The organism is Salegentibacter sp. (assembly GCF_036568425.1).
Lineage (GTDB): Bacteria > Bacteroidota > Bacteroidia > Flavobacteriales > Flavobacteriaceae > Salegentibacter.
In genome coordinates this window covers 28,305-41,470 of sequence record NZ_DATCSO010000027.1, presented here as the reverse complement: position 1 = coordinate 41,470, position 13,166 = coordinate 28,305, and the positions used below count along the sequence as shown (strand labels likewise).

General features: G+C 41.0%; 14 protein-coding genes. All 14 read right to left on the bottom strand.

Going from position 1 to position 13,166, the window contains the following annotated elements; genetic code table 11:
- Positions 1 to 495: response regulator transcription factor (locus tag VIM94_RS03200; protein ID WP_332037848.1), on the bottom strand; the 495-nt coding region annotated here is incomplete at its 3' end.
- Between the two features lie 3 nt (positions 496 to 498).
- On the bottom strand, positions 499 to 2,070 hold the full coding sequence (locus tag VIM94_RS03195) for a HAMP domain-containing sensor histidine kinase (RefSeq protein ID WP_332037847.1): 1,572 nt from the start codon (positions 2,068 to 2,070) through the stop codon (positions 499 to 501).
- 67 nt (positions 2,071 to 2,137) lie between these two features.
- On the bottom strand, positions 2,138 to 2,728 hold the full coding sequence (coaE, locus tag VIM94_RS03190; RefSeq protein ID WP_332037846.1) for a dephospho-CoA kinase: 591 nt from the start codon (positions 2,726 to 2,728) through the stop codon (positions 2,138 to 2,140).
- Positions 2,725 to 3,681, bottom strand: coding sequence for a YbbR-like domain-containing protein (locus VIM94_RS03185; protein WP_332037845.1), 957 nt, complete (start codon positions 3,679 to 3,681; stop codon positions 2,725 to 2,727). Before VIM94_RS03185 ends, coaE begins: the two co-directional genes overlap by 4 nt.
- The gene (locus VIM94_RS03180; protein WP_332037844.1) at positions 3,674 to 4,681 is read right to left on the bottom strand and encodes a glycosyltransferase; all 1,008 of its coding nucleotides are present in this window, start codon (positions 4,679 to 4,681) and stop codon (positions 3,674 to 3,676) included. Before VIM94_RS03180 ends, VIM94_RS03185 begins: the two co-directional genes overlap by 8 nt.
- 82 nt (positions 4,682 to 4,763) lie before the next feature.
- Positions 4,764 to 5,585: an enoyl-ACP reductase FabI gene (locus VIM94_RS03175; RefSeq protein WP_332037843.1), complete on the bottom strand. Its 822-nt coding sequence runs from the start codon at positions 5,583 to 5,585 to the stop codon at positions 4,764 to 4,766.
- A gap of 74 nt (positions 5,586 to 5,659) precedes the next feature.
- Complete coding sequence (gene recN / locus VIM94_RS03170; protein ID WP_332037842.1) at positions 5,660 to 7,312, bottom strand: DNA repair protein RecN; 1,653 nt, start codon at positions 7,310 to 7,312, stop codon at positions 5,660 to 5,662.
- 60 nt (positions 7,313 to 7,372) lie between these two features.
- On the bottom strand, positions 7,373 to 8,260 hold the full coding sequence (locus VIM94_RS03165; RefSeq protein ID WP_332037841.1) for a DUF4835 family protein: 888 nt from the start codon (positions 8,258 to 8,260) through the stop codon (positions 7,373 to 7,375).
- Positions 8,253 to 9,461 (bottom strand): bifunctional phosphopantothenoylcysteine decarboxylase/phosphopantothenate--cysteine ligase CoaBC, encoded by a 1,209-nt coding sequence (gene coaBC / locus VIM94_RS03160; protein WP_332037840.1) that lies wholly within the window; start codon positions 9,459 to 9,461, stop codon positions 8,253 to 8,255. The genes VIM94_RS03165 and coaBC overlap by 8 nt, the downstream gene beginning before the upstream one ends.
- A 9-nt stretch (positions 9,462 to 9,470) precedes the next feature.
- Positions 9,471 to 9,800, bottom strand: coding sequence for a DNA-directed RNA polymerase subunit omega (locus VIM94_RS03155; RefSeq protein ID WP_332037849.1), 330 nt, complete (start codon positions 9,798 to 9,800; stop codon positions 9,471 to 9,473).
- A gap of 16 nt (positions 9,801 to 9,816) precedes the next feature.
- A complete protein-coding gene (locus tag VIM94_RS03150) occupies positions 9,817 to 10,641 on the bottom strand; it encodes an outer membrane protein assembly factor BamD (protein ID WP_332037839.1) in 825 nt (274 codons plus the stop codon).
- Positions 10,642 to 10,824: 183 nt separating this feature from the next.
- Positions 10,825 to 11,700: a 4-hydroxy-tetrahydrodipicolinate synthase gene (dapA, locus tag VIM94_RS03145; RefSeq protein ID WP_332037838.1), complete on the bottom strand. Its 876-nt coding sequence runs from the start codon at positions 11,698 to 11,700 to the stop codon at positions 10,825 to 10,827.
- 6 nt (positions 11,701 to 11,706) lie between these two features.
- A complete protein-coding gene (locus tag VIM94_RS03140) occupies positions 11,707 to 12,219 on the bottom strand; it encodes a DUF6913 domain-containing protein (protein ID WP_332037837.1) in 513 nt (170 codons plus the stop codon).
- Between the two features lie 110 nt (positions 12,220 to 12,329).
- Entirely contained in the window at positions 12,330 to 13,028 is a 699-nt protein-coding gene (locus VIM94_RS03135) for a hypothetical protein (RefSeq protein ID WP_332037836.1), read from the bottom strand.
- Positions 13,029 to 13,166 lie beyond the last annotated feature (138 nt).

Below are 13,166 nucleotides of genomic sequence, written 5' to 3'. Positions count from 1 at the left end.
TTCTTTTGGAGATAGTTTTTGAGGTTCTTCATCTCTAAAGGTAAGGAACCTTAGTTTTGAATTCAGGTGGAAGTCACCGATTTCAAATTCAAACTGCTTGCTATCGGCAACGCTATCGGTAGCCTTGCGCTGCATAATAGCCTTGATCTTCATAAGCAGAACTTCAGAATCAAAAGGCTTATTCAGATAATCGTCGGCTCCTACTTTATAGCCTTTAAGTACATCTTCCTTCATCGCTTTGGCAGTAAGGAAGATAATTGGAATTTCTTCATTCTTTTCGCGAATTTCCTTTGCCAGGGTAAACCCGTCTTTATAGGGCATCATCACATCAAGAATACAAAGGTCGAAATCGTCTTTCTTGAATTTCTCAAAGCCTTCCATTCCGTTTTTGGCGTGAGTGACCTCATAGTCGTTCATCGCCAGGTAATCTTTAAGGACAGTTCCGAAGTTCGGATCGTCTTCTACTAACAGGATTTTTTTGTTTTCAGTTTCCATATATTAAGATATTAGTGGTAATTTAATTATAAAGGTACTTCCTTTTCCTTTCTCGCTCTCTACGGTGATCTCTCCGTGATGGTCTTCCACGATGCGTTTAGTATAAGCCAGACCTAAGCCGTGGCCTTTTACATTGTGAATATCACCGGTATGTTCGCGATAAAATTTTTCAAATATTTTCTTCTGAACGATCTTACTCATCCCGGCCCCCTGGTCCCGGATCTTCAGGATGATATAGTTCTTTACATTTTCAGTATAGATATCTATCTTAGGCTCTTCTGGCGAATACTTAACGGCATTATCCAGAATATTCACCACCACATTGGTAAAGTGATCGGGATTGGCCAGGATAGAAGATCTCAAGGCTGCGAAGTGTGTTTTCACATAGCCACCACGGTCTTCTATTAGCAGTTGTACGTGGGTAATGGCTTCTTCCACCAGGTCGTGCAACTGTATTCTTTCCTTTTTAAGATCGAGTTCGTTTTTTTCGAGCTTAGAGATTCGTAACACGTTCTCCACCTGCCCGTGCATGCGCTTATTCTCATCCCTTATCATTTGCAGGTAACGACTGATTTTTTCATTATCATTCTTGATCTTGGGATTCTTTATGGCGTCCAATGCCAGGTTGATAGTGGCAATTGGGGTTTTGAATTCGTGGGTCATATTATTGATAAAATCGGTTTTGATCTGGGAAATCTGCCGTTGTTTTATCAATTGAGACAAAGCGCTGGAATACGCGATTACGATAATAAGCGTAAATATAATAGATAGAGCGGCCATCAATACCACTGAAGAAAGCACAACTTTTTTCTTTCCGGGAAGATTAACCAGCAATTGGTAATTGCTGTTCCCTGTATTATCTACAAAAAGAGGTACTCCGTAAGTAGCCGGATGATTTAAACTAAAATTTTCAGAATGAAGGTTGGTCGCAATTGAATTGCTGTAAACACCATATTCGAAATCGGTATCAAGATCACGGTTTTTGAGTTCTTTGGTAAGGAGTTTTTTAATTTCCTCATCGCTAACCCGATTATGCAGCGGAAGTTTACTGGTATATTCGGCAATACTGCTTTTCAGAATATCTTTCTCTACCTGATCCATCCTCATCATACGGGATATTTGTTGCCTGGCACTTAAAGTATTGTTGGCATCAAGGTTTCGCCGGGACACGATATTGGTAACCCGTTTATTAATAAGTTTAGTGAAAGGGATACTATCGTTGGCCGCACTTAAAAAGCCTGAAGAAACCTTATAATCTTCTTCAAGGATAGATTCCGTATGAAAGAGCGATTGATTGCGTAACTTATTTTCGCTGGTATAGGAATATTCGGTGAGTTTAGATTCTTCCAACTTAGAGTTGGTGGTATCGGCATCAATAAATCTTATATAATATTCTTCTAACTCCTTGTTTTGTATCTGGTTAGAGACTTTAATCAGCACCTGTTTTGCATTATAAGAAAACTGTTCTTCCTTATCATCAACCGCACCCTTAATCCAATATCCCTGGACGAAAATAATCCCAATAAGTGAAAGGCTCATTAAGACAACCAGGATGAAGAAAAGCTTTTTATTCATGCCCCCAAAAGTAAGATTTTAACATTTAGAGCTTAAGTGGTTTAACCAAATGTTAACAAAACTTTTTTCATTTTTTACGGGATTTTAAGAGAATCTCATTCAATTCTTCAACCTGTGATTTTGTAAGGGCTAGATCGGTATTTTGGATCCGGAAATCGGCAAGTTCTAACTTTTTTTCATCAGACCACTGATTGTCCATTCGCGCTTCTATTTCTTCTATTTCTGTATTATCACGAAACCGCAATCTCTTTATCTTCTCATCGTGGGGAGCGGTCACCAGAATAGTATAATCGCATTTTTCATCACCTCCGGATTCAAAAAGGATAGCTGCCTCATAGATTATGTAGGGGGCTTTTTGTCTGGTGAGCCAGCTTTGAAAATCGGCAGCCACGGCAGGATGAATTATTTTATTTAAAGCCTCCAGTTTTCCTGAATCCTTAAACACCCGGGAAGCGATATATTTTCTGTCTGGCTCATTACCGGAATATGCTTTTTCTCCAAAAAGCTCCTGCACTGCATCTTTAATTTCTTTGGAAGAAAGCATCAGGCGTTTCCCGGCCTCGTCGGCGATATAAACCGGGATGCCAAGTTCCCTGAAGAAATTAGCCACGGTGGTTTTCCCACTTCCTATCCCTCCTGTTAAGCCTACTATCATCATCGTTTTATGATAAACTGGATCTTCCGTTCACTAAGCCGGATATTAGTAACAAAATCCGGTTTTCTAACCAGCTCGGCCAGTAAGTAATCCTGACCTTCGGTGATATCTTCAAAATCACAAACAACTGAGAAATCTTCAGGATGAACCAGGTGGTATTGCTTAAGGTTTACCTGGAAAAACAATTTCACTTCCTGCGGAAAAATATTCAGATTAACACCTTCGGGAACGTTTTGCACCTCAACCGGCACCTGAACCTGGCCTTCGGTAAATTTTTCCACTTCCAAATTATAGGTTACTTCAGTTTGATAAAAACTTAGCATCCCAAGGCCCGTGGTATCTATGGTGATTTCTCCCATAATATCATCGTTGATATCGCTTTTTTCAAGCGGAAATGTTTTGATTTCGCTTAGGGTATCAATAATAGACGCCGGGCCACTAACATTAATAGAATCGGGATTTAACCGAATCTCTTCATTTGCCGAGTAACCAACGGCATATGAAAGATTTAATCTTGGAACCACTTTAAGTCGTTTCAGCTTTTTAGGTTGAAAATCTATAATTAACTCTTCAAGAAGGAATCGGGTTTCCTCAAAATCAATATCGAGTTGCCGGGCAATATCCTCTCTATTATCTTCGAAAGAATAAATCAATTGACCGTCTTCCTCCCGGGCTTTTTCCAGGTCGATTTGAAGTTCAGGTGTGAATAATTGAAAATACAGAATACTAAATCCTTTATCCTGCATCCTTATCTCTGCATAAGCCGGTTTCTCTTCAGCGATACTTTTATCCATTGGGGGGTTTACATATTCCAAAGGTATAGGCATCACCTGGGTGTAATCTTTTGACAGCTGAACCAGAACCCATACCAGAGCAGCAAAAAGGAGAAAGAACCCAAAGGTTTGCAAATTGGATTTCTTTAAAAAGTCAGGGGTTTTAATCGTGGTTTTACGCATGTTTAAAGAATAAGTTTGGAAAAGCAATTTCAGGATTCTTTTTCAGGACCTTAAGCTGCCATACAGATTTAAAAAAACCATATCCATAACCAACAAATTGCACCAGGACAGCATAGACCGAAAACAATCCAATGCTAACACTTTTGTTCTTAATAGCCGAATCGAGAAACACCAGGATAAAATAAATTAGGTAGAGTCCAAAAAACCACCAAAAGCCGGTACTGAGCAGCAGAATTGACAAAATAAACCCGGCAGTAAAGAGCGTAGGAAACCAATAGGTAATTTTGCCCGAACCGGGATGCCAGGAATTAAGGATGGGCCGCACCATTCCAAATTTTTCAACCTGGTGATAGAATTTATTCCAGTCGATACGGCGCTTGTGAAAAACTTTAGCATCGGGGATAAGGCAGGTTTGATAACCTTCTTTCTGAAGCCTAAGAGAAAGATCGGGGTCCTCTCCGGGGTGGATAAGGCCAAAACCGCCTGTTGCTTCAAATGCTTTTCGGGAAATCCCCATGTTAAAACTGCGGGGTTCAAATTTATTTACCGACGATTTTTTGCCGCGTATGCCGCCAGTACTTAAAAAAGAGGTCATCGCATAATCTATAGCCTTTTGGGTGTTGCTAAAAGAGGGGTGTGCAGCATCTGGCCCGCCAAAGCAATCGCAGTACGTATGGGTAAGAAAGCCGTCTATATACTTTAAATAATCAGGAGGGAGTAAAACATCAGAATCCAGAATTATAAAGTAATCCCCTTTGGCATAACGCATCCCATAATTACGGGAATGGCCGGGTCCTGTATTTTTTTTATAATAATAGCTAATATTAAGTTGCTGCTGAAACTCTTTAATAATCTCTTCAGAAGATTTGGAGGAACCGTCTTCTACTATCACAATTTCAAAAGGCCTTGTGAAATCCAGAGCCAGCATACTCTGCAACAACTCCCTGATTTCCCCGGGCCGGTTGTAGACAGGAATGATAAACGAATATTCCAATTTCATCTTATAAAGGTACTAAAAGAAAAGGGCTGCCAGAAAAAACAATTTTGCATTTTTTCTCACAGCCCTTTATCAGGTAAGAATATTATTCCTGGTCTTTCATAAAAGTATCCATCACTTCCTGGCTAACTCCCATATTGGAGAAACCACCATCGTGATAAAGATTCTGAAGGGTCACTTTTTTCGTAAGGTCAGAGAAAAGTGTAAGGGTATAATCGGCACATTCAAGAGCTGTGGCATTCCCAAGCGGCGACATCTTATCGGCATAGGCAATAAAACCGTCGAAACCTTTCACCCCGGTACCGGCAGTGGTTGGTGTTGGGGATTGTGATATGGTGTTCACCCTTACCTTTTGATTTGTTCCGAAGAAATACCCGAAACTACGGGCTATAGACTCCAGATAAGCCTTGTTATCTGCCATATCGTTATAATCAGGGAACACGCGCTGGGCGGCCATATAGCTAAGGGCTACAATACTTCCCCACTCGTTCATCGCTTCTTTTTTGTATAGAACCTGCATTGTCTTGTGGAAAGAAACCGCAGAAACATCCCAACCCTTAGTGGTGAAATCGTAATTCATATCGGTATAATGATTTCCTTTTCTCACATTCACCGACATTCCGATGGAATGCAAGACGAAATCGATTTTTCCTCCAAGAATCTCCATCGCTTTTTCAACAAGGTTTTCAAGATCTTCTACTTTTGTGGCATCGGCAGGAATAATCTCAGAACCGGTTTTTTCGGCAAGTTGCTGAATGTTTCCCATTCGCATGGCTATAGGCGCGTTAGTGAGTACAAATTTTCCGCCTTCTTCATTTACCCGTTCAGCTGTTTTCCAGGCGATGGAATTTTCATCTAAAGCCCCGAAAATAATTCCTCTTTTCCCTTTTAGCAGGTTGTATGACATGGTTTTGGTTTTTATGGATTGTTGAGCCGGTAAAGATAGTAAAATTCCCTTCAGAGGCTCAACCGGTTAGTTTTCTAATTCAACAAAGCCCGGGCGTGTGCCATGGCCGATTCACTAATATTATTCCCGCCAAGCATCATCGCAAGTTCTTCTATGCGTTCATTTTGCTCAAGTTCAGATATCTTGGTGGTTGTTATTTGTGCCGATTCTTCTTTAAAAATCTTAAAGTGACTGTTACCCTTTCCGGCTATCTGCGGAAGGTGGGTGATCGCGATCACCTGCATAGATTCTCCCATCCGCTTCAGGATCTCCCCCATTTTTTGCGCGATATCCCCGGAAACCCCAGTATCAATCTCATCAAAAATAATGGTGGGCAAACTGCTTTGCGCAGCCAGAATACTCTTCACCGCCAGCATAATACGGGATAATTCCCCACCAGAAGCAGCTTTTTTCATCTCCTTGAAGTCTCCGCCTTTATTGGCGGCAAGATACCAGAATAACTGGTCCTGCCCGTTAGGAAGAAGTTCCTGTTGTGGTTTGAGTTCAATCTTAAGGCGGGCATTAGGCATGCCCAAACCGGCAAGAATTTCTTCGGTTTGTTTGATAAATACCGGAATGATCTTCTTGCGATTCTGGTGGATCTTTGCTGAAACCTCAACAAGGCTGTTTTTCGCTTCTGAAATGGCCTTTTCAGCTTCCAGCAAGGAGGCTTCGGCATTCTCACTTACCGAAACTTTTTCCTGAAGCTGATTCTTAATTTCCAGTAATTCTTCAATATTCTCTGCAGAATGTTTCTTCTGAAGATTATAGATAAGCTGAAGTTTTTGATTTGTTGCTTCCAGCTCTTCCGGGTTAGCTTCTACCCTCTCAAGTGCATCTGAAAGTTCCTGGGAGATATCATCCAGTTCAATGATAATGCTTTCCACGCGCTCATTCAAACTTTCATAAGTAGCTGAAAAACCTGCGATTTTAGACAAGCCTGCCCGCACCTCTTTCAGGGTTTCCAGGCTACCGATGTCTTCCCGGCCTATAAGATCTACCGCCGAACCAAGTTTTTCGGTAAGCTCTTCTACATTATTCAATTCCTCATAACGGCTTTCCAGGGCTTCCAGCATCCCGGGCTCGAGTTTAGCTTCCTCAAGCTCATTGAGCAGAAACAGGTTATAGTCATATTCGCGGGCAGCCTGGGCCTGCTCTTCTTTGAGCTCTTCCAGCCTGCGGTTAAGTTTTTTAAATTCCCTGAAGCGGTTGCGGTAATCAAGCAACAGGGCCTCATTCCCGGCAATAGTGTCTATTACCTGAAATTGATATTCATTATTCCCCAGGCTAAGCGTTTCATGCTGACTATGAACATCTATAAGAAATCCTCCCAATTTATTAAGAGAAGAAAGTTTCACAGGGGTATCGTTTACAAAAGCACGGGATTTCCCGGAAGGCAAAATCTCCCTTCGAATAATAGTTTGGGTTTCAAAGTCCAGGTCTTCCTTAAAAAAGAAGTCTTCTAAATTGTAATTACCAATATTAAAAGTCCCTTCGATAACACACTTTTTAGCGCTATCCCGAATAGAACTATAATCGGCGCGATCGCCAAGCAAGAGACCAAGAGCCCCAAGCATAATTGATTTTCCGGCACCGGTTTCTCCGGTAATGATAGTAAAGCCTTGCTGAAGTTTGATATTTATATCTTCAATAAGGGCGTAATTTTTTATGGATAGTGCAGTAAGCAAGTTCTTAGAATTTGTGCTAAATATACGTGAGAATTATTTCCCAATCAACCGGGAAAATTATTATTGCAGGTTTCGCCAGTTACGGGAATAACGCGGGGCGATATTGTTTAAGGTTTGGGTTAAACCAGGCCGGTTTATAGCAGGACCTCCACTAAAGATTTGCGAGATCTCATCGGCTTTGGAATCGAAAAAAGTACGAAGCAGGAGTGAATTAGCACGACGACGGTTCATGATTTCAAGTTTTTCCAGTGCATCGGCAATTGCCATCTTGCCTTTTTCCTGGTCGCGGTGCATTTCATCCAGTCCGAGGCGGTGGTATTGGTAAAGTGCCGTACGGTATTCAGCAAAGGTATTTGAAAGAAGATCGGTATTCAGGCGATAACGGGAGCTATTCCCATCGGCCCCACTCCAGCCCTGCCTTCCACCCTGCTGTGCGGTTGTGACTATCCTGTTGGCCTCCTGATAATATTGGGTGCCGCCTTCAGGAGAAAAAGTATCGGCATCCAGGCCTAAGATGGTATAGACATAAAAGCTCACCACGGAAACAAGATTGGAGCTGTAAGAGTTCTGGTTATAATTTAAGGGTTCGTATTCCCGGTAATTAAACCCGAATTGTTCATCGTTAAAATTAAAGACAGGACTCACCATTGTACTTCCGTAAACGGGACGGGATGACTGCACCTGGATGGTGCCTGAAAAAGATTCTCCCTCAAAGCTGTTTAGGGTTATAAACATACTACAGTTAATGCGCTCATGCGGCAAAAATTCCTTATCGGTCCAGCTGTTTTGGTTAACGAATTCGGTGAGAGCGCGTTCCAAGGTACGAAAAACCGAAAGATTGCTTTGGCCGGTTTGTTCGGTATTCAAAACCACCTGACAATTGAGTTCCTGGGCGTTTATTTGACTCAGACTGAAAAACATCAAAATAATCAGGAGGAAGTTACGCATTTATCAAAGTTACGATTTCATTTAATATATCCTTCGCTACTTCCGATTTTGGTTTCAAATCAAATTCTTTAACCGAATCTGGATATACGATAGTAATCTTATTGGTGTCTTTCTGAAAACCAGCTCCCTTGTCCTGCAAGGAATTCAAAACGATGAAATCAAGGTTTTTCCGCTTCAGTTTTCCGCGGGCATTTTCAAGTTCATCGTTAGTCTCCAGGGCAAAACCTACCAGAAGTTGTTCACTTTTATTTTTCCCCAGGGAGGCAAGAATATCACGGGTTTTTTCGAGTTCCAAAGTAAGCTTATTGTCGTTTTTCTTGATCTTTTGCGAAGCGACTTGTTTTGGCTTGTAATCGGACACTGCGGCAGCGGCGATCACCACATCGGCTTCAGCAAAGTATTTATTTACCTCGGCATACATTTCCTCGTTACTTACCACTCTGATTAACTTCAAATTTGGTTCACTGATCTCCAAATGGGTGGGACCGGTAACCAGGATAACATCGGCTCCCAAAGCGGCAGCGGTTTCAGCCAGAGCAAAGCCCATTTTTCCACTGGAATGATTCCCGATAAAACGAACGGGATCAATGGCTTCATAAGTTGGCCCGGCTGTAATTAATATGGTTTTATCCCTTAATGGAAGTTCCGCTGAAAAGTGCTGCTCCAAAAACTCAAGAATATCTTCGGGTTCAGCCATCCGGCCTTCCCCGTGGAGTCCGCTGGCGAGTTCACCTGTGCCTGCCGGGATCATAATATTCCCGTATTCCTTAAGTTGATCAAAGCTGTTATTGGTAGACGGATGCCGGTACATATCCAGATCCATAGCCGGAGCGAAAAACACCGGGCATTTAGCTGAAAGATATACGGCAAGCAATAAATTATCGGCGGTGCCTGAAGCCATCTTGGCCAATGTATTGGCCGAGGCAGGGGCTACAATCATAAAATCGGCCCAAAGGCCGAGTTCTACGTGATTGTTCCAAACAGCATTTTCATCTTCTTCATTGGTAAAAGATGAAAAGACTTCATTTTTTGAAAGTGTGGAAAGTGTTAGCGGAGTAACAAATTCTTTAGAGGCCGGTGTCATCACCACTTTTATGTGGGCACCGGCTTTAATAAGCAGTCTTACTAAAAAGGCCGTTTTATAGGCAGCAATACCACCAGTAACGCCTAAGAGTACGTTTTTACCTTTTAGCACGGACATAATACCAGATTATGCTTCTTCAGATTCCTTGGTATTGCGGTAGTAGATTTTGTCATCTAACCACTCCTGGATTGCTAAAGAATGTGGTTTAGGAAGTTTTTCGTAAAACTTAGAAACTTCTATCTGCTCTTTGTTCTCAAAAATCTCATCAAGGCTATCGTTGTAAGTGGCAAATTCGTCCAGCTTCTCAAGCAATTCCTTTTTGATTTCAGCATTGATCTGGTTAGCGCGTTTCGCCACTACAGAAATAGCCTCATAAATGTTATTTGTGGGTGCATCTACCAAGTTCTTGTCGATAGTGGTAGTGTTCACCGGGGCGTCAGATTTCTTAATATCCATCATACTTTCTTGCTAATTATAAATTTTGTAACCTCGTTTCAATATCTTCTAAGGAAGCGTTCATCGAAGAAAGGTATTCCCCTTCCGGATATCGCTTCACGTATGCCTCATAATACGTTTTTGCTTCTTCCAAGCGCTCTTCCATAAGACTGGCAAAACTGTTTATTGCCAGTTGGTAAGCCGCATCAAACCTGTAATAGAAAGCCGCTTCTCTAAATGGAGATCCCGGATACTCTTTGATGAAATTATCAAAGGAGGTGATAGCCGCTCTAAAATTACCTGCACGGGCAAGACCTGTGGTATGGTATTGTTTTGCAATTTCAAAGGCCTTTTTCTCCAGTTTGATTCTTAATTCTGTTGCCAGTTCATTGGCACGGGTAGCATATTCACCCTCTGGGAAAGTATTTAAATAAGCCTGAAGTTCGGTAATAGCCTTCCGGGTATCGGTTTGATCCAGATCATAGCGTGGGGAAAGCTCGTAATAACTCGCAGCTTTCTTGAAAGCGGCCTCCTGCAGCTTCTCAGAATTTGGATAAGACTGCTGAAAACGCTCAAACTGATAGGAAGACAGATAAAAATCACCCAACTGGTAGTAGGTATCAGCAAATAGGAAACTTAATTTTTCTCCTTGCGGCTTACCTCTGTATTTAGGTACTATTTGTTCAAAAAGACGAAGGGCCTTCCTAAACTTAGATTTATCTTCTTCTTCTTTAGCTTCATTATAAAGCTGTTCGGCAGTAGTATATTTCTCGCCGGTGTCCTCACTCTTCAGGAGTTTTTGATACTCGCTACAAGAGACACTTAACAATAATACACTGAGTAATAAAAAGGCTTTTTTCATTCTTTGTAAAAACATCTGGCAAAAGTACATTTTTTCCTGAGTATAAAAAAACTTTCAATCGCACTGCATTAACCCTAAAACAGGAGTTTTATTGTAATTCCTACAAAAACTTAAACCCAATGAAAGCCGGATGAAGTCTAAGAGTAACAACCCCCGCTATAGAAACGGGGGTTAGGGCTTATATTAAAAGTTATCTACAAAATCGTTTATCTGTTTTGTTAAAGCAGCTGTAGCTTTTACAATTGGAAGTCGCAATACATTTTGACAAAGCTCCTTTTTATGAAGTAAAGCTTTGATCCCGGAAGGGTTGCCTTCAGCAAAAATCATATCTATTGAAGGTGCGATTTTATAATGTATCTTATAGGCTTCCTTTGCTTTTCCGGCCAGGCCGAGGGAAAGCATTTCTGAAAATTCTTTCGGAAAGCCCTGTCCAATCACCGAGATCACTCCTTTTCCTCCGGCCAAAACCATAGGCAGGGTAATCATATCATCTCCTGATATTACGAGAAAATCTTCAGGAACCAACGAGATAAGTTTCATTGCCTGTACCATATCTCCGGCCGCTTCTTTAATCCCTATCACATTTGGAAAATCGCGAGCAATTCGGTTTACAGTTTGAGGCAAAACATTCGAGGCAGTTCTGCCAGGCACATTATATAAAATAACAGGCACGGGTGAAGCTTCTGCTATGGTCTTAAAATGCTGATATATACCTTCCTGAGTTGGCTTATTATAAAAAGGCGAAACCGATAAAATAGCTGAAAAACCTTCAAGATTTCCCGTTTTTAGTTCGTCTGCAAGGGCGGCAGTGTTATTTCCTCCCGCTCCCAGGACCAGGGGAAGACGGCCATTATTTTTTTTAACAACCGTAGCTTTTATAAGCTCTTTTTCTTCTTTAGTGAGGCACGCACTCTCTGCGGTTGTTCCAAGAACAACCAGGTAATTTATATTATTTTCAATCTGATTTTCGACCAGGTTTTCCAGGGCTTCCACATCAACTGAAAAATCTTCCCTGAAAGGGGTGATTAGTGCTACCCCTGTACCAACAAACTCTTTCATTTCTATTTACTCTCCTTTTAAAATTTTTAAATATTTGATCAACTCTTCCGTAAAGACCCCAGGTTCCTTCCCATCGTTTATGCTAAGGTTAACCTCTTTTTCTTCAAATCTCCCGGCTTTTACAGGAGCCGGAATCACTTCCCGTAGAAATAAAGCCCTCCGATTATTTTTTTCAGTATAGCTTATCACAAGATCGGGGCCAGACTGAATAACCTCCATTAGAGCCTGGTTTTTAATCCTTCCGGTATAGGCGATATCCTTTAACTGAAAACCTACTGAGTCTTTCATTCCTTTGTTGCCGCTTCCGCAGAAAACAGAGTGGAAAGCCTCTTCAGGAACACCTATCCCGCTTTTCAAGCTCTCCAGGTTTTTAATTAATCGCTCGTCAGGCGAATCATAGAGCAAAACCAGACTTTTTAGCTCCCCTGAAGCATTCTTTCCAGGGGTAAAAGCTTTAAGTCTTTTCTTAGCAAGGTAGAGTTTATAAGATTCCAGCAATACAGTTCTTTTTGGACGCACAAATGTAAATAATTAAAAACACAGCGAAATACTTTAAAGTCTTTCGGATTAAGGAAAACCACATTTTTAACAACTTTATTTTTTTTGTGAAAATAGGTGCTGGCAGGAGATTAAATCATATGTAAAAGCCTGAGTTTCTTTTCCGGGGTTACAAAGAACAGGAAAGCAAAGAGAATAGCAGCTAGTCTTAGCAGGTTCCCCAAAACCACAACCACGGTGTCCTGCAGGTAAAATTCTCCCATATCCCTGAAAACATCAGCGAAAATAAAAGCCAGGACAAGGGTAATAAAATAAACCGATTTCCGGGAATAGGAATTGAGGTAAAAGACAAGAGCCACCCCGCCTAATAACAACAGGTTTAAATAATAAAATACATAAAGCAAATACTCAGCCTGGCTGTTTATATAAAGTTCAAGCTGTAAGAGGTGCTCCAGAAGTAAATAAGAATTCACCATAACCACCAGCAAAAAATAACCAAGCATATATTTACTGGCCTGCTCTCTCTTGGTATAATGCAAAGCCTCCCGACCCAGAAAAATATAAGCCGACATAAAACAAATAAGTCCGGTGATTTTATAATACCAGCTTTCTTCAAGGCTATAGGCAAAAATACCCACCAGAGCAAAGCAACAAAAGGCAACCAGGTTCAAATTTGATGCATTAAGTTTTTTATAATAAAATGCCAGGAGGGGCAGAAAAAACAATAGACCGGAGCCCAAAACTAAATCAGGGATCCCGAAGACCACTCCATAGATATTAATAATGGCCAGGAGAAAAATGCAGCAAAAAAGAAGTATAGGGAATCTCATTATGATTTAATTATGATAAATATAATAAATTTTAGTGTTTATTGCTTATTCTACTGCTTTATCCTAACAATTCATTAAAATCACCTTTCAAAAGGTTGAGATAAATTTTCTTCTTCAGGATTAGACTTTAAATAACTC